Source organism: Terriglobia bacterium, assembly GCA_020073495.1.
GTDB lineage: Bacteria > Acidobacteriota > Terriglobia > Terriglobales > Acidobacteriaceae > JAIQFD01.
In genome coordinates this window covers 626,468-642,652 of record JAIQFD010000002.1, presented here as the reverse complement: position 1 = coordinate 642,652, position 16,185 = coordinate 626,468, and the positions used below count along the sequence as shown (strand labels likewise).

14 protein-coding genes and 1 tRNA gene are annotated in these 16,185 nt (G+C 63.7%); 7 read left to right on the top strand and 8 right to left on the bottom strand.

Annotated elements, in window-relative coordinates; genetic code table 11:
* Positions 1–62 precede the first annotated feature (62 nt).
* Positions 63–1,262 (top strand): hypothetical protein, encoded by a 1,200-nt coding sequence (locus tag LAN37_06750; GenBank protein ID MBZ5646907.1) that lies wholly within the window; start codon positions 63–65, stop codon positions 1,260–1,262.
* Between the two features lie 63 nt (positions 1,263–1,325).
* On the opposite strand, the gene LAN37_06745 is transcribed toward LAN37_06750, so the two are convergent.
* Both LAN37_06745 and LAN37_06740 read right to left on the bottom strand, forming a co-directional pair.
* Positions 1,326–2,006: a lytic transglycosylase domain-containing protein gene (locus LAN37_06745; GenBank protein ID MBZ5646906.1), complete on the bottom strand. Its 681-nt coding sequence runs from the start codon at positions 2,004–2,006 to the stop codon at positions 1,326–1,328.
* 38 nt (positions 2,007–2,044) lie between these two features.
* Positions 2,045–2,875 carry a Cof-type HAD-IIB family hydrolase gene (locus tag LAN37_06740; GenBank protein ID MBZ5646905.1) on the bottom strand — a complete coding sequence of 277 codons (831 nt, stop codon included), beginning with the start codon at positions 2,873–2,875 and terminating at the stop codon, positions 2,045–2,047.
* Between the two features lie 75 nt (positions 2,876–2,950).
* Between LAN37_06740 and LAN37_06735 the strand changes: the two genes are divergently transcribed.
* The 4 genes from LAN37_06735 (at position 2,951) to LAN37_06720 (ending at position 6,327) form a co-directional block, all read left to right on the top strand.
* Positions 2,951–3,685, top strand: a complete 735-nt coding sequence (locus LAN37_06735) for a tetratricopeptide repeat protein (GenBank protein ID MBZ5646904.1) — start codon at positions 2,951–2,953, stop codon at positions 3,683–3,685.
* A 54-nt stretch (positions 3,686–3,739) separates the two neighbouring features.
* The gene (locus tag LAN37_06730; protein MBZ5646903.1) at positions 3,740–4,948 is read left to right on the top strand and encodes a threonine synthase; all 1,209 of its coding nucleotides are present in this window, start codon (positions 3,740–3,742) and stop codon (positions 4,946–4,948) included.
* A gap of 23 nt (positions 4,949–4,971) precedes the next feature.
* Positions 4,972–6,183 carry an alanyl-tRNA editing protein gene (locus LAN37_06725; protein MBZ5646902.1) on the top strand — a complete coding sequence of 404 codons (1,212 nt, stop codon included), beginning with the start codon at positions 4,972–4,974 and terminating at the stop codon, positions 6,181–6,183.
* 68 nt (positions 6,184–6,251) lie between these two features.
* A tRNA-Ala gene (locus LAN37_06720) sits at positions 6,252–6,327 on the top strand.
* Between the two features lie 217 nt (positions 6,328–6,544).
* Here the strand turns inward: LAN37_06720 and LAN37_06715 are convergent.
* The 5 genes from LAN37_06715 to aceA form a co-directional block, all read right to left on the bottom strand.
* Positions 6,545–8,116, bottom strand: coding sequence for a benzoate-CoA ligase family protein (locus LAN37_06715; protein ID MBZ5646901.1), 1,572 nt, complete (start codon positions 8,114–8,116; stop codon positions 6,545–6,547).
* Positions 8,117–8,134: 18 nt separating this feature from the next.
* On the bottom strand, positions 8,135–8,470 hold the full coding sequence (locus tag LAN37_06710; GenBank protein MBZ5646900.1) for a PilZ domain-containing protein: 336 nt from the start codon (positions 8,468–8,470) through the stop codon (positions 8,135–8,137).
* 62 nt (positions 8,471–8,532) lie between these two features.
* Positions 8,533–9,093: a hypothetical protein gene (locus LAN37_06705; GenBank protein ID MBZ5646899.1), complete on the bottom strand. Its 561-nt coding sequence runs from the start codon at positions 9,091–9,093 to the stop codon at positions 8,533–8,535.
* A gap of 33 nt (positions 9,094–9,126) precedes the next feature.
* Entirely contained in the window at positions 9,127–11,187 is a 2,061-nt protein-coding gene (locus LAN37_06700) for a hypothetical protein (protein MBZ5646898.1), read from the bottom strand.
* Positions 11,188–11,376: 189 nt separating this feature from the next.
* The gene (gene aceA, locus LAN37_06695; protein MBZ5646897.1) at positions 11,377–12,783 is read right to left on the bottom strand and encodes an isocitrate lyase; all 1,407 of its coding nucleotides are present in this window, start codon (positions 12,781–12,783) and stop codon (positions 11,377–11,379) included.
* 211 nt (positions 12,784–12,994) lie between these two features.
* Between aceA and LAN37_06690 the strand changes: the two genes are divergently transcribed.
* Positions 12,995–13,798: an IclR family transcriptional regulator gene (locus LAN37_06690; protein MBZ5646896.1), complete on the top strand. Its 804-nt coding sequence runs from the start codon at positions 12,995–12,997 to the stop codon at positions 13,796–13,798.
* A gap of 149 nt (positions 13,799–13,947) precedes the next feature.
* On the opposite strand, the gene LAN37_06685 is transcribed toward LAN37_06690, so the two are convergent.
* The gene (locus LAN37_06685; protein MBZ5646895.1) at positions 13,948–15,543 is read right to left on the bottom strand and encodes a S41 family peptidase; all 1,596 of its coding nucleotides are present in this window, start codon (positions 15,541–15,543) and stop codon (positions 13,948–13,950) included.
* Positions 15,544–15,798: 255 nt separating this feature from the next.
* Here LAN37_06685 and LAN37_06680 point away from each other — a divergent pair, with 255 nt between their 5' ends.
* The gene (locus LAN37_06680) at positions 15,799–16,140 is read left to right on the top strand and encodes a twin-arginine translocase TatA/TatE family subunit (protein MBZ5646894.1); all 342 of its coding nucleotides are present in this window, start codon (positions 15,799–15,801) and stop codon (positions 16,138–16,140) included.
* Positions 16,141–16,185 lie beyond the last annotated feature (45 nt).

Here is a 16,185-nt window from a genome sequence, read left to right as displayed (position 1 = left end):
CCGCTCTGCTATAATCCGCAGTTCAGCACTCCAATTTCATCATCTCCGTGGGAGTTCGACGTTTGAAGCGAATCTTCTGGGCATTATCCGCTCTGATCCTGCTTGGCGTGTACCTGACGGCGTGCGGGACCTCTGGCTCCCAGACCACAACGAACCCGACCAGCGGGCTGACGAAGCGGGTCCTGGCGTCCAACAGCTTCTCCGGCGTGATCAACATCATTGACGCGAGCCAGGACGTTTTTTCTACCTTCTCTTTCCAGCTAACAAACGCCCAGCCGCAGCAGATGGAGCTAGCGCTCGACCGGTCGGTCACGCTCGTCTTCAGTCCAGCCGGCAATGTGATGTACGTTCTCAACAGCAGCACGGAACAGCAAACAGGCATCGTGTTGCCGGACCACAGCGATGGTTTTGCGGCTCTGAATAATGCGACCGGCTTCGCCTCCGTGCGGAACGCGAATCGGGTGGTCGTTCTCGATTTGCAAAACTCCATTATCGCCCAGACGGTGTCGGTGCAGACCCCGGTGCAGGTGGTGCTGGGCCACAACGGCAAGAAGCTGCTGGTGTTCAGCGACACGCTGACGGACACGATCACGGTCATCGATACGGCCACAGCGTCCACCAATCCGGCGGGTGCCGCGACAGCGATTCAGTCGGCGTTGGCCTTTGACCATCCCATCTCGGGCGTCTTCAGCTCCGACGATTCCAAGGCCTACATCCTGAGCTGCGGGGCGGAATGCGGCGGCGCACAAGCGAACGTGACCGTGGTGGACATGAACACCACGTCGGTGGTGGGGAGCCCCATCCCCGTGCCCGGAGCAACCGTAGCGCTGTTGGATTCCTCCACGCTTTACGTGGCGGGCATTGACGGCCAACTCGTGGGCCAGCTGTCGGTGGTGGATACGGGAACGATGACGGTGAGCAACCCCGTGCAGATCGGCGACGGATTTCACTGGAAGATGGGCCTGGACACGCACAGCCATCTTTTCATCGGAGCCAGGACGTGCACCCAGCTCCGCTGCCTGACTATCTACGACACCGGCGCGAAGACAGCGACGGTCGAGATCGACCCGGATCCGTCCCACAACGGCAATGGCTTTGGAGACGTGGGCGGGATCCAGGCGATCAGCGGGCGCGACCGCATGTACCTGGCGCAGGGCGGCGAGATCCGCATCTTCAATACGACAACAGCCCAGCCGCTGCCCTTGAGCCAGCAACTGGACGCCGTCGGGAAGATTGAAGACGTGCTCCAGATCGACCCGTAGCGGTCGGAAAGCGATGAACCTGGAACGGGGCGGATTCGCGCCCCGTTCTTCGTTCTAGCGGAATCAGTTACCGGGTTTCGGTGCGGTGCTGGATTGGTCTTTGTGCGGCTGCGAGCGCTTCGCGCGATTGTAATCATTGATCACGCGGCGGATGTAAGCACGCGTCTCGCGGTACGGCGGCACACCGTTGTATTGCGCCACGCGCAGCGGGCCGGCGTTGTAGGCGGCCAGGGCCTTGGCCACGTCTCCGTGGTACTGCAGCAGAAGATCGCGCAGGTACTTGGTGCCGGCGTCGATGTTGGCGCCAGGCTCGAACGGGTCTTGCACGCCGAGTTTCAAAGCGGTCTGCGGCATCAGCTGCATCAACCCTTGTGCGCCCTTGGGTGACAGCGCCCTGGGATTGAATCCGCTCTCCGCGCGAATGACACTGCGGATGAAATCTGCGTCCACCTGGTGCTTGTCACTGGCCAGATCGAGCAGCCGGGGAACGTCCCCTGTAGGGGGCGATTGCGGCGGCTGGGGCAGGGCCTCCTCGGCCTCGATGGAGGCGATCTCCAGCGTGGGGACATCCACGAAATCGTCGGCGGAGGTATACAGGCGGGTGACCCCGCCGTCGCGCGCTTCGCTGCGCTGGTGGCGGATGGAGAACCCGTTGCGCAGAAGGGCGAGGTACGCCACCGGCGCGACCGAGGGTTTCGCCTGGACGGAGGAATCCGCCGCCCATGACGGCAGCACCAGAGTCATGGCCAGAGCCCACGCGCCGAGTTTTGCCGCCCTCTTCATCAGATCCGCAAAACCTGTTCCACCGCCGCCGCCACGCCGCTCTGGTCGTTGCCCAGAGTCACGTGCCAGCCATTCTGCTTCAGATCTTCGGATGCATTGCCCATGATAACGGGGACGCCCGCAAACTCAAGCATTTCGACATCGTTATAGTTATCACCGATGGCCATGACCTGCTCGCGGCCGAAGCCGCGGTGCCGCGCCCATCGCTCCAGGGCGTGACCCTTGGAACAGCCCGCGTTCAGGACGTCGAGGATGCAGAGATCGCGCGCCACGTACTGCGTTTTCAGCAGGGTGACATGGAAGCGCCCTTCCACCAGCCGGGCTTCGGCGCGGCGCATCCGCTCCACGCCGCCGCAGAACATCACCTGCACCGGGTCGGAGGTGAGCGCGCGCTCGATGGGAACGACATGCTCGATGTACTCGGCATTCTTCTCCATCCAGCGCTGGATGCTGGGATGGCTCACGGTCTGCTCGAGCACAATCTCGCCGCGTCCGCTGATGTCGAAGGTGAGCACCAGGCAATCGCGGTAGTCGCGCATATAACCGCAGATCGCGCTTGCGGTCGCGGCGGGCAGCAGGTCGCGATGGAATAAATCGCCGGTGCTCGACTTGGTCACGGCGCCGTTGGAACTGATCAGCGACACTTCGAAGCCCAAAGCATCGGCCACGGGGAGGGCAAAAGTGCTGCGACGTCCCGTGACCAGCACGATCTCGATCCCCGCTTGGTGCGCGCGCTTCAGCGCCGCAAGGTTCGCCGCACTGACCTGGAAGGTAGGATCGAGCAAGGTGCCATCAATATCGATGGCGAGCAGGCGGACAGGCAGATTCACTACGTGCATTTTAGCAGAGCAGCGGACGCGGACCAGCTGCATTCCTAACGCGCTCCCATGTTATAACCAGCGCGCATGTTCAGCCTGTTGGGATTGCTGTACCCGTGGGGGATCCTCCTCCAGGTCGGGGCGATCATCCACTTCATACGACGGCGGCCGGATGGCTACTGGCTGTGGGTGATCCTTTTCCTCGGCCCCCTGGGCGCGCTGGTTTACATCGTCGCCGAGGTGCTGCCGGACGCGCAGCTGCTGGGCGGAACGTTTCGCGGGTTCTCGCGCCGCCGGCGCATCGGCGAACTGCAAGCGATGGTGCTGGACAACCCCTCCGCCGGCAACTACGAAGAGCTGGGACAGTTGTACCTGGACGAAGAAAAGTTCGCGCGCGCGAAAGAGTGCTTCGACCGCTCCATCTCGTCGCGTACCGATTCTTCCGATCCGTTCTACCGGCGTGGGATCTGCTCGATGGAGCTGGAAGATTTTGCCGCCGCCGTGCCCGACCTGGAGCGCGTCGTCAGCAAGGACCCGAAATATGACTTCGCGCGAGCGCCGGCGCTGCTGGCCCACGCCTATGCGCGCACGGGACAGAACGAGAAGGCCGACAACCTCTTCCGCAAGGTGATGGAGACCTCGACGCTGACCGAGTCGCAGGTTCATTACGCCGAGTTCCTGAAGTCCCAGGGCCGTGACGCCGAGGCGCGAGAACTGCTCGAGCGAGTGCGCAGTAAGAAGCGGACGATGCCAGGATTCCAGCGCCGGCGGGAACGTCCGTGGTACCGCCGAGCCGCAGCGCTTCTGAAAGACCTGCGCTGAAAGGTCGCAGCCCGAGCTTTGGGTCCGGGTTCTGCTAGACTTCTCGGTTTCCCCATGGCGAAGATCGCGTACCTGGAGTGCACAAAATGCGGCGCGAGCCTGGACGGCGACCGCCCGCAGACGGTCTGCCCGAAGGATGCAGGGTCGCTCTACGTCCGGTATGACCTGGCGGCGCTCCGGCGCAAGTTCAGCAAGAAATCACTGGCCGGGCGGCCGGCGACGATGTGGCGGTACGCCGAGGTCTTGCCCGAGGTCACTCCGGTTTCGCTGGGTGAAGGATTCACGCCCATGCTGCCCAGCCGCCACGACGCGAACGTCTTCATCAAAGACGAAGGGCTGAACCCGACCGGCTCGTTCAAAGCGCGCGGTCTGTGCGCGGCCGTGACCATGGCGAAGGCCTACGGGCTGAAGAAGCTGGCGGTACCCTCGGCGGGGAACGCGGCGAGCGCGCTGGCTGCCTATGCAGCCGCAGCCGGCATCGAGGCGCACATCTTCATGCCCACGGACGTACCCCAGGCCAATCTGGTCGAGTGCAAGGCGTACGGCGCGCACGTCACCCTGGTGGATGGGCTGATCAGCGACTGCGCTCGCATAGTCGGCGAGCGCCGGCAGGCCGAAGGATGGTTCGACATCTCGACCCTGAAGGAGCCCTTCCGCGTCGAGGGCAAGAAGACCATGGGCTACGAGGTCGCGGAGCAACTGAACTGGGAGCTTCCCGAAGCCATCATTTATCCGACCGGCGGAGGAGTGGGCCTGATCGGCATGTGGAAGGCCTTCGAGGAGATGCAGGAGCTGGGCTGGATCGGCGCCAGGCGGCCTAAGATGATTGCTGTGCAATCAAGCGGTTGCGCGCCTATCCCTAAAGCATGGGATGAAGGCAAGAAGGTGTCGGAACCGTGGCAGGACGCCGACACCGTTGCCGCCGGTCTGCGCGTCCCCAAGGCCTATGCCGACTACATCATCCTCGACATCCTGAAGAAGAGCCGCGGCACCGCCGTGGCCGTGACCGACGACGAGATCATGGAATCGTTGCGAGAGTGGGCGTCGCATGAGGGAGTGTTCGCGGCGCCGGAGGGGGCGGCGTCGCTGGCCGCGTATCGCAAGCTGCGCGCCAGCCGGTTCCTGAAGAAGAGCGACCGGGTCGTGCTGTTCAATACCGGCTCGGGGCTGAAGTACCTTGAAGTGATCGCGGCGGCGATGAAAATCGGCCGCGCGCAGCAGCCGGCTTCGCGCAACATCGGCGGAATCATCGGCCCCTATTGATCGGGAGATCGGCTCACAATCGGATGACTGAGCGGCTCTACTACACGGATTCCTTCCTGTACGATTTCGACGCCCGCGTCGTCGAGTCACGCGACATGGGCGGCAGAAGCGCTGTCGTGCTCGACCGCACCGCGTTTTATCCAGCGAGCGGCGGCCAGACATGCGATGTTGGCACTCTGAAAATCTTAGGTAGCGCCGAAGTCCGAGTCGAGCAAGTTGAAGAAGCAGAAGACGGCGCCATACTTCATTTCGGCTCCGCGCCGATCGACCAAGGCGCGATTATCCACGGGACCATCGATGCCGCGCGGCGCCGCGATCACATGCAGCAGCATTCCGGGCAGCACGTGCTCTCGGCGGCCTACGTGCGCCTGTTCGACGTGCCAACGGTCTCCTTCCACATGGGCGAGGAGAGCTGCACCATCGACCTGGAAACCAGATCAATCTCACCAGCGCAGGTGGAGAAGGCCGAGCGGCTGGCGAACGATGTGGTGACAGAGGATCGGCCGGTCGAGATCCGCTTGGTCACGCCGGATGAGGCGCGAAAGCTTGGGGTGCGCAAGATCCCCGAGGCAGAGCGGCACAAGCTGCGTCTGATCGACATCCGCGATTTCGACCTGACTGCGTGCGGTGGCACGCATGTGCGCAGCACGGGACAGATCGGGGCCATCCTGCTGCGCAAGACCGAAAACGTGAAGCAGGGGGTGCGGGTGGAGTTCGTCTGCGGCGGCCGCGCCATCAGTACCGCCCGGCATGACTACTCGGCATTGGCCGACGCTGCGGGCGCGCTCTCGACCCACATCTGGGAGCTGCCGCAGCAGATCCGGAAGTCACTCGATGACGCCAAGACGAGCGCCAAGGCGCAGCAGCGCCTGCTCGAGGAGTTGGCCGAGATGCACGCCGTCCGCCTGCTGGCCGCGACATCCGCTGAGAACGGGCGCAAGAAGATCGCGCGCGTGATCGCCGACCGCGACCTTATCTTCGTCCGCCTGCTGGCGCAGAAGATCGCCGCGGCGGGAGAACCAGCGATCGTCCTCCTGGCTTCGACCGCAGGGCAGCCGACGCTGGTGTTCGCACAGTCACCCGGTCTGCCATCGGATATGGGCGCGCAGATGAAGACGGCGATGGCGGCGCTGGGCGGACGTGGTGGCGGCAACCGCGAATTCGCCCAGGGCGGCGTAGCCAGCGCCAACAAGATCGGATCCGTTCTAGAAGAAATCGCCCGGGCGCTGGAATGAGTTGTGCGGAGTGGGTCATCGGCTCTACACAATCCGCGGGGCGGTTGATAAAATGAAAATGTTCGAGTGGGGCTATAGCTCAGCTGGGAGAGCGCATCGTTCGCAACGATGAGGTCGTCGGTTCGATCCCGACTAGCTCCACCAAACCCTTCCACGTGATCCCCTCCCAGGTCCTTCGCCTTCGCTGCGCTTCCGGCTCAGGATTTCGCCAGCGGGCTCTTGCTCTCTCGCTGCGCTTGTTCGCTCACGCCCGCTAGACGGCTCAAGTTCGATCCCGACTAGCTCCACCCAGTCTTCCTGCAAGTCTCCCGCCCGCAAACCGCAGTGACCAAAGAGTCGCGCAAGCCGGCGCAGGTCGCTCTTAGTCTGCCTTCTTCGCCGCGTACGCTTCGCGCAATCTGAAGCGCTGCAATTTGCCGGTCGCGGTCTTGGGCAGGTCGGCGACGAATTCGATCCAACGAGGTTCCTTGTAAGCAGCCAGCCGCTGCCCGACCCACGCCTTCAACTGGCGCGCCAGTTCGTCGGAGGCTAGGGCGTTCGGCTCGAGGACCACGTACGCCGCCGGACGCAGCAAGCGGTGATCGTCCTCGCGCCCTACCACGGCCGCTTCGCGGACGGAAGGGTGGGCCACGAGCGCAGCCTCGACCTCGACCGGGCTCAGCCAACTGCCGCTTACTTTGAAGAGATCATCGGCGCGTCCCGCATACCAGAAATAGTCATCCTCGTCCTGGTGGTACTTGTCACCGGTGCGATACCAGTGTCCCTCGAAGGTGTTCTTGGTTTTCTCGTGGTGATTCCAGTAGCCGGCGCAGGTCGAGTCGGCCTTCACCATGAGATTGCCGATCTGCCCGCGGGGCACCGGGCTCCCCTTCTCGTCCACGATCCTGGCTTCGAAGCCGGGGAGGACCTGGCCGCTCGAGCCGGGACGCACCTCGCCCGGCCGGTTGGAGAGGACCATGTGCAAGGTTTCGGTGGAGCCAAGCGCATCGAGGATCTCGATCCCGAATCGCGCTTTGAAACGCTCGTACAGAGCCGCCGGCAGCGCCTCTCCCGCGGAGACCGCGTGCCGGATGCTGGACAGGTCGAACTCCGAACCCGGCTCGCGCCGGAACGACAGGAGGGCCGCGTAGTTGGTCGGGACGGAGAAGAACAGGGTCGGGCGGTAGCGCTCGATGTTGGCGTAGATGGTTGCCGGTGACGGTGGCCGTGGGGACAGGATCGTGGTGGCGCCTACGCCCAGAGGGAAGTATCCGGCATTTCCCAAGCCATAGGCGAAAAAGAGGCGGGCCACGCTGTAGCAGCGGTCGCGATCGTCCATCTTGAGGATCGCCTTCGCGTAGTGCTCGGTGGACACCACCATGTCGTGGTGCAGGTGCACACAGCCTTTGGGAGCGCCTGTGCTGCCCGAGGAATAGAGCCAGAACGCCGCATCGTCGGCACGGGTGGGCGCCGCTGCTAGGTCGGGGGATGACGCCGAGACCAGATCATCGAACCCGAGGGCGCCTGCCTGTTGCTCTCCCACCACCACGACATCCCGCAGGAACTTCAGTCGCTCCTTCGGGATGGCGGACACCTTGGGAAGTAGCTCGTGGCCCACGAACAGAACACGGGCTCGCGTGTCGTTGAAAAGGTATTCGTACTCTTCGGGCTTCAGCAGGGTGTTGATGGGGACAACGACAGCGCCGGCCTTGATGGCCCCGAAAAAACAGTAGAGAAACTCCGGCCCGTCCAGGAGCAACAGGAGCACACGTTCTTCCGGGCGCACATCGAGGTCACGGATCGCGTTGCCGACCCGGTTGGTGCGCGCCAACAGATCGGCGTAGGAGATCCTCGCGTCTCCGCACAGGATCGCGATTTTGTCGCCGCGGCCTTCTTCTACGTGCCGGTCGACGAAGTGAGTGGCGACGTTGAACTCAGTCGGAAGTCGGACCATCTCCCGCTCCGGCCCGCGCTACCACCCCTGGATCTCGGGCAAGGCCTCGCAGCGGGTGATCTCGGCTGCGATCCCCACTTGTTTGCCTCCCGGCTTTTCTTCCACCCGAACCACGCGTGCATTGCAGCACACCCAACGGCGCGCGAATTCTGGGATCTCCGGCGGCATGATCAGGACCAGCTCGATCTCGGAGCCTTTCTCGACCTTGGCGTCGGCGAAGAAGAACACGCCCTTCTCGCTCAGGTTTCCAGTCATCGCCAGCGAGCGGCTCGTGCCGGGTTGCACTCTGACGCTGGTGGGAATGCGGTAAGCGTAGCGTTCGGCCCGGCGGTTGTTCTTCTTGGAGCGCGGCATGGGTCCCTCGTGGGTAGCCGAGGTTAGACCCGCCGAGGCGCGCTGTCAATCATGGCGAGCGATCACATCAAGGAAGGTTCATCGTCCAGATGGACATTGGCTTCTTCCTCCGGCGCGGCCAGGCCAGCAGGATAGGCGCCGCCGTTGTATTCGGCCATGCGGTTTTTCCACTTGAGGAAGTCGGTGATGGTCTGCGGCTCGATGCGGACTTCCACCCGCCTCAGGCTGGCCAGCAACAGGTTCATTTCGTGAAGAAGCCCTTCCTGGGTGCGCAGGCTGGTGCGCCGGGGCTTTACGACGAGCTGCACCTCGCGCCCGCGGCTCTCGAGCAGGCCCCAACCCTGGGGCAATTCGGAGGCCGCGATAAGGCCGGCGGGCGCCAGGTAGATGCGCTCACAGCCGAGGGCGATGCTGGGGTCCTGACGCCAGGGTTTCTGCGCGTCGGCCAGGAAGTCGGCGCGCGATACTTTGCACTCGACCACGACCGAGCGGCACTTGCCTTTCCACCCGATCACATCGGGCGTCTCGCCGCTGGCACAGGCCTGCTCCGAAAGGATGACCCCGCAGCGACAGGAAATGCGAAGCCATGATTCCGCCAGCTTGATCAGCTGAGCATGGGTCATGGCTTCGCTTGTATCGCAGCCACGGCGAACAAGCTAGTGACTGACCGGAGTCACCAGCTCGGCGTTCGCCTCTAATTGTTTGAGCGCGCGATCGGTGGCCGCAAGTAGGGCATGGGGGCCGACCGGCGCGCCCGTGGCGTGTTTCATCCAAAGGTCGGGCGCGACATGCCCGTATTTTGCGACACGCTCGAACTCCGGCCCGATCTTGCTCATTTGTCCCAACTTCTCTTCCACCTGGAAGGCGATCATGTGACCGAGCGGGTAGTCCGGCAGGTAGAGGAACGAATGGATCATGTGAGAGTAAATGCCGAGCAGCACCACGTCCTTCTTCTTGAAGACCGGCGCGTAGTACTGGTTCCAGACGTCCTTCGAGATCTGCACCGTCGCCTTCTTCAGGTCGGCGGGGGTGGCTTTGGGATGGTCGTACATCCAGTGCCAGACCGCCATGTCCACCAGTGCGACCCCAGCGATCTCGTAGGTCCCCCAGAATTCATTGAGCGTGGACATGGCCTGGGTCTTGGCGTCGGGTTGCGACAATCCGAGCAGCTCGAGATCGTGATTCTGGAGCACCATGGCCAGGGCTTCGGTGAAGGCGGTGTTGGGCACGCCGTTCAGGTCGTAGAAGTCGATGTCGTTCAGCGATAGGGTCTGCTCGATGTTGTGACCCATCTCGTGGACGGCGATGTTGTAGCCCTTGTAGTTCATCCCCGACTTTTCCACGCGGGTCCGAAGGTGAGCCTTCTCCGAGCGCATGCTGGCGCCCATGGCGTGGCCGGAGCCGCGCGCCGGGTCCACGATGATGTTGTCGGCCAGCTGCTGCGCCCGCTCGCGCGACCAGCCGAACTTCACCAGGATGTTCGGGATGTCCTTCTTGTAGGCCTCTGCGGTGGGGTACCTCTTGGCGACGATCTCGTCGAGTTCGGCCTCGGTGTAGTGTCCGCGCGGACGGAAGCCGCTGTACCAGACGTCGAACGGCTCCAGCGGGCGTCCCAGACGGGCCTCGATCAGCTTTGCCACCCTCGGCACCAGCGGCGAGGTGACCACGGCCTTCAGCAGGGCCTCGAAGCGTGGCTCCGGGATCTCACGATCCTCATCAAAGCGGCGCGCGATGTGCGTGGGTGCAGTGGGGGAGTACGGGTCGGCCTTCTTCACCGCGGCGTAGGTGCTCCACAGGACCGAGTAGCGTGTGTCCGGCTCGGCCGCATTGCCTGGTTTCACGTCCTTCTTGCCGGGCACCTCGCCATCCTGCACCGCCGCGGGGCTCACGTCGTTGGTGAAGGGGTTCCAGTCCACATGCGGGTTGTTGACCACGCTCTCGGGGATGGTCTGCGTCACGATGCGCTCCATCACCTGCTGGATGGTGCGCTGCTTGGCCAGGCCGTCTTTCTTGTCGCTGTAGTCGGCCTTGATCTCGTCGCGCAGGTTCCAATGGGAGAGCAGGCGCAGCTTGGGGGCGAACAGGCGGTTGCCCTGGCCGTCCACCAGGTGGTGCATCCAGATGTTGTAACTGGCGATGTAAGCGTCCGCCTGCGACGCGGCCTGGGCGATGGCCAGTTGCACGTCGGCGGGGATGCGCTTGGAAAAACGCTGTGCCAGACGCGCCTCGGCCCACTGCCGGCGGCTCCACTTCTCCCCGCCGGTGAGACGCTCCTCGAGCGTGGTCAGAGGGAAATTCAGCAGGACGACGAACGCCAGCTTGTTCTGGAAGAAATCGTCAAGGACGTGGGCGCTCGGCTCGTAACCGGCGAAGATCTCGTCGTAGGGCTGGACGGGGCCGACATCGAGATCGGCCACGTTGCGAAACTCGCGGCCGATCTCGTGCATGTGGCCGTCGAGCTGCTCCATGAGGGTTTCGAAGCGGTTGAACAGGGTGTCGAGCGCCGGCTGGCCGCCGGCGAAGTTGGTGCGGACAAAGTCCTCGAATGCGGCCCGGTCGCCGTCCTCGGCGCGCCAGAACTCGCCGACCTGCTTCAGGCCGCGCTTGATGCGCGTGCGCTGACCCTCGCCGTAACGGGTGATCAGGTCGGCCTGAAGCTTTGCGCTCGCGTCCTTGATCCAGGGTGGGGAAGCGGCTGTGGTTTGTTGTGCGGTCATAGGCAAGACGAACAGCACGATGCAGATGATAAAGACAAATGTGGTGAGACGCACCGGGGACTCCTCTGTGTCAAATAAGGATCGGTGGAACGCGACAGTATAGCGGACCGGCGACGGGGGTTGTGTTCGCGATCGATTCTGGAACAAAAAAGGCCTGGGCCGCGGCCCAGGCCATGGACAAAGAATCGTTCAGTCGGCCGCGCCCTCACCACTCCTCGTGATCTGGGTCGGCGTCACCGCCGGGCAGTCGCCCAGGATGGGCTGGCACGACGCGTCGCGCCCGGGGATGTGCACTGGTTTGACCTTCACGTCGAACTGCTCCTGCTCGGTCGAGCCTTCCAGCGCCATGGTCGAGGCCTGGCCCGAAGTGATCACCTTCTGCACTTCGTCGAAGTACCCGGTGCCCACGAAGTGCTGGTGCTTCACCGCGCCGTAGCCGTACTCGAATTCGCGGGCAAACTCCTTCTCCTGCAGTCTGGAGTAGGCCGCCATCCCCTTGTCCTTGTATGCGCGGGCCAGCTCGAACACGCTGAGGTTCATGGCGTGGAACCCGGCCAGGGTCACGAACTGGTACTTATAGCCCATCGCCCCCAGCTCGCGCTGGAATTTGGCGATGGTGGCGTCGTCCAGCTTCTTCTTCCAGTTGAACGACGGCGAGCAGTTGTAGGCCAGCTTCTTGGTCGGATGGTTCCGGAGCACACCCTCCGCGAAGCGCCGGGCTTCCTCCAGGTTCGGCTCCGCCGTCTCGCACCAGACGAGCTCGACATAGGGCGCGTAGGCGTTGCCGCGCGCGATAGCTGCCTCCAGGCCGCATCGGACCTCGAAGAACCCTTCCCCCGTCCGCTTGCCGGTGCAGAACTCACGGTCACGCGGATCCACGTCGCTGGTCAGCAGGCCGGCGCTGTTGGCGTCGGTGCGCGCCATCAGAACTGTGGGGACGCCCATGACGTCGGCCGCCAGCCGGGCCGCGACCAGCTTCTGGATGAATTCGCTGGTCGGGACCACAACCTTGCCCCCCAGATGCCCGCACTTCTTCACCGAGGAGAGCTGGTCCTCGAAGTGCACGCAGGCAGCGCCCGCTTCGATCATCGCCTTCATCAGCTCGAAGGCGTTCAAAGTGCCTCCGAAGCCCGCCTCGGCGTCGGCGACCAGGGGCGCGAACCAGTAGGTCCCGTTCCTGCCTTCGGTGTGGTGGATCTGGTCGGCGCGCTGCAACGCATTGTTGATGCGGCGGCAGAGGTTGGGCACGCTATCGGCAGGGTAGAGGCTCTGGTCGGGATACATCTGTCCGGCGTCGTTGGCGTCGGCGGCTGCCTGCCAGCCACTGACGTAGATCGACTTCAAGCCGGCCTGGACCATCTGCACCGCCTGGTTGCCGGTCATGGCGCCGAGCGCATGCACATAGCCGGGCTCTTGCAAGAGCTGCCACAGCCGCTCTGCGCCCAGGCGCGCCAGCGTGTAGTCGATATGGATGGATCCGCGCAGCCGTTCCACGTCCGCGGCGGAGTAGGGGCGCTCGACCCCTCTCCAGCGCAGGTCCGTCGCCCACTGCTCGGTGATCTTCGTTGCTGTGCCGTTCGTGCCGTTGGTTCCCATAAGCGTCTCCTGTCGTGGCCGGTTTTATCGCGGGCCTTCTCTCCCGGCTGGCGTTCGGGCCCCGGGGGAGCGTGATGGAGTCCGAGTGTTCAATATGTTGAACACTGATTCAGCATCCTGTACGCAGCCTAGGCCTGTGGAAATCCGAGGGTCAACGCAGTCGTTCAGCCTATTGAACACAAATTCAAGATGCTGTACATTCAATGGGCGTATGGCTGCAACCCTCGAATCCCCCTCCATCGCGGTCGAGCGCACGCTGGAGATCCTGGAAGCCGTGGCCCACCGCAGCGGCGGCATGAGCAACGCCGACATCAGCCGCAAGCTCCGTATCCCCAAGAGTTCCGCGAGCTATATCCTGCGCACCCTGGAGCACCGCGGCTACCTGCGGCGCGACCCGGAAACCGGCCGCTACCGCCTGGGTGTGAAAGTATTGAGCCTGTCGCGCGGAGCCCTCACAGGGCTGGATGTGCGCGAGGCGGCGCAACCGATCATGCGCCATCTCGTCGAGCACAACCATTTGACCGCGCACCTCGCCATCCTGGATGGCGATGAAGCCGTCTACGTCGAGAAGGTGGACGCTCCGGGTTTCATCAAGATGGACACCTGGGTCGGCCGCCGCATGGAGATCCACTCCACCAGCGTAGGCAAGGCCCTGGCCGCCTACCTGGACCCGGAGAAGATCGGGGCCATCCTGAAGTCCCGGGGGATGAAAAAGCTGACGCAACGCACCATCACCTCCCCGGCACGGTTCATGAAGGAACTCGAAAAAGTGCGCGAGCAGGGGTACGCGGTGGACGACGAAGAGAACAGCTCGGAGGTGCGCTGTGTCGCCGCTCCCATCTTCGGCGTCGGCGGCCAGATCGAAGCTAGCCTGGGCATGACCGGGACCATCCACCAGATCAGCCTGGAAATGCTGCCCAAGCTGGCTGCGGCGGTGAAGGACGCCACCCTGCGCATCTCGCATCAACTGGGCTACGACGCGCGCCTGCGGCGCTCCCACGTGGCCGGCTTGTAGGAGTCTGAATCCAGGCCGCCGTCGCGCATCGCGGGCGGGGTCGCCGGTCGGCAGTCGTCGGTCATCGGCGAGCGGCCAGCAAAAAGCCCCGTATTCTGCGGGGCTTGCGTTCTTGCGGAAGATCGGCGGCTAGCGGCCGGCGGCTGCTCTCACTGGCTTCCCGCGCGGGCCTGCGCCTTCTCGGCGATGATCTTCTTGGCGTTCTCCGCCAGGGCCTTGGCTTGGGGCATCAGATCCAGCGCCTTGGTCACCTGCGGATCGCTCTCCGCGCGCACCCGCAGGCCTTCCTGCTGGCCGAATTCGCTGATGAACAGCTCGCTCTTGATGCTCGACCGCACCCAGTCGTTGTTCTCCACCAGCTCCGCCTCGGTGTAGGGGACCTTCTGGTCGTCGAGGAATCGCCGGAACTCGTTCAGTACCTGGTCATCCACCTCGAAGTTCTTCGCCACATGGCGGTTGATCAGGTAGTGCTTGGCGAAATTAAAGAAGACGTAATGCTGGAGCATCGTGTCCTGGAAGCGATTGCTCTTCTGCGCCGCGATCTTCACGTCCGGGGTGATGCCACCACCTCCGTAGACGGTGCGGCCGCTGTCGGTCATGCGGACTTCCTTGTTGCCGTTGTTATCCAGCGCCTCCCGGTTGTAGTAGTAGTCGTAGAGAGAGACGCCGGTATAGTCGCGCTGGATGAGGCGTCCGCTGGGGGTGTAGTACTTGGCGGTGGTCAGCGCCAGGCCGGTGTTCTCCGCCAGCGGATAGACGGTCTGCACCAGGCCCTTGCCGAAAGTGGTCTCGCCCACAATCAATCCTCGATCGTGGTCCTGGATGGCGCCGGCGACGATCTCCGCCGCCGAGGCTGTCCCGCGGTTCACCAGCACCACCAGCGGGTAGTCCTTGCCGCCGTTGCCGTGCGTCGCTCGGTACTCCTTCCGCGGGCTCGAACGGCCGTGATGCGAGACGATCAGGGCACCCTTCTTCAGGAATTTGTCGGCCACGCCGACGCCCTCGCTCAGAAGCCCGCCAGGGTTCTGGCGCAGGTCGAGGATCAAACCCTTAAGGTCGCCGAAGTCTTCGAGGGCGTCTTCGACTTCCTTTTCTGTGGTTTCGTTGAACCCGGAAACGTGCATGTAGCCGATGCCGGGCTTGATCATGAATTTCAGGTCCACGCTGGCGCGCGGGATCTCGTCGCGCACGACCTTGAACTCGAGGGGCTTGTCGGAGCCTTCCCGCAGGATGGTGATGCGCACCGCGGTTCCCTTGGGGCCCTTGAGCATCTCGGCGACCTCACTGGTGGTGAGATTGTCGGTCGGCTTGCCGTCCACGGCGACGATGACGTCCCCGGGGCGGATGCCGGCGCGGTACGCCGGTGTACCCACGAAGGGCGCGATCACGATCACCTTATTGTTCCGCGGTCCCACCTGCATGCCCACGCCGTAGTACTTGCCCCGCTGCTCTTCGCGCAGCAGGGAGTACGACTTGGGATCGAAGAAGTTCGAGTGCGGGTCGAGGACGTGCAGCATGCCGGGGATGGCGCCGTTATAGATGGCCTTGTCGGCGTTCACGGGCTCGGCATAGTTCTGCTCCACGACGTCGTACACCTGGGAGAATTCGCGCAGGCTTTCACGGATGTCGGCATCGCTGTTTTGGGGCGTGCCGGTGACGCGCTGACCGAAGACGGCTCCCAGCGCCCCGCAAAGCAGGATGACGAAAACCACGAGGAGGAGAGAGCGACGAGAACGACCAGCCATTTTTCTGGGTTCCTTCAGCAGGCAGGACACAGATCGTCCCAATTTCCCGCAGTATAGCACGGTAGCGACAGGAACCTCAGGCCCCAATCGTCCGGCTTCTTTGAGTCTTAAGATGCGCCCGGGGGGTTCGGGGGTGCGAAAGTTCCCGTCTCACGGTTGGACGTTGCAGACCAGGAACCGTCAGGGGTAATAAACACCCAAGACTCCGGCCGGCGAGGCTCTCGCAGCCCGCCGTCCTGCTGGTATCATCTGCCTATGAACCTTGGCTTCTCGGAGATGCTGTTCATCTTCTTCATTGCCCTGCTTATTTTCGGGCCGAAGAAGCTGCCGGAGATCGGGCGCCAGATCGGGGAGGCGCTGACGCAGTTCAAGCGCGCTAGCAACGAGTTCAAGGCGCAGCTCGAGGATGAGGTCCGGAACATGGAAGCCGAGGAGACACGCAAGAAAATCGCCCCACCGGAGCCGCCCGCGCCGAAGCCGATCGCGCTCGAGACCATCCCCCGGGATGCTCCGTACCCGGAAGCAGCGCCCACCAACGGTACCGGCGAAAGCCTGAGCGTGCCACCCACCGAGCCCGAGGGGAGGCAAGGTGCCTGAGACGGCCGCCGCCCCACCCGAACCTCCTGTCAGCCGCTCAGAACT

Coding starts and splice junctions, on each gene's coding strand:
- LAN37_06745 (MBZ5646906.1), bottom strand. CDS start 2,006: ATGACTCTGGTGCTGCCGTCATGGGCGGCGGATTCCTCCGTCCAGGCG.
- LAN37_06735 (MBZ5646904.1), top strand. CDS start 2,951: ATGTTCAGCCTGTTGGGATTGCTGTACCCGTGGGGGATCCTCCTCCAG.
- LAN37_06730 (MBZ5646903.1), top strand. CDS start 3,740: ATGGCGAAGATCGCGTACCTGGAGTGCACAAAATGCGGCGCGAGCCTG.
- LAN37_06725 (MBZ5646902.1), top strand. CDS start 4,972: ATGACTGAGCGGCTCTACTACACGGATTCCTTCCTGTACGATTTCGAC.
- LAN37_06715 (MBZ5646901.1), bottom strand. CDS start 8,116: ATGGTCCGACTTCCGACTGAGTTCAACGTCGCCACTCACTTCGTCGAC.
- LAN37_06710 (MBZ5646900.1), bottom strand. CDS start 8,470: ATGCCGCGCTCCAAGAAGAACAACCGCCGGGCCGAACGCTACGCTTAC.
- LAN37_06705 (MBZ5646899.1), bottom strand. CDS start 9,093: ATGACCCATGCTCAGCTGATCAAGCTGGCGGAATCATGGCTTCGCATT.
- LAN37_06700 (MBZ5646898.1), bottom strand. CDS start 11,187: ATGACCGCACAACAAACCACAGCCGCTTCCCCACCCTGGATCAAGGAC.
- aceA (MBZ5646897.1), bottom strand. CDS start 12,783: ATGGGAACCAACGGCACGAACGGCACAGCAACGAAGATCACCGAGCAG.
- LAN37_06690 (MBZ5646896.1), top strand. CDS start 12,995: ATGGCTGCAACCCTCGAATCCCCCTCCATCGCGGTCGAGCGCACGCTG.
- LAN37_06685 (MBZ5646895.1), bottom strand. CDS start 15,543: ATGGCTGGTCGTTCTCGTCGCTCTCTCCTCCTCGTGGTTTTCGTCATC.
- LAN37_06680 (MBZ5646894.1), top strand. CDS start 15,799: ATGAACCTTGGCTTCTCGGAGATGCTGTTCATCTTCTTCATTGCCCTG.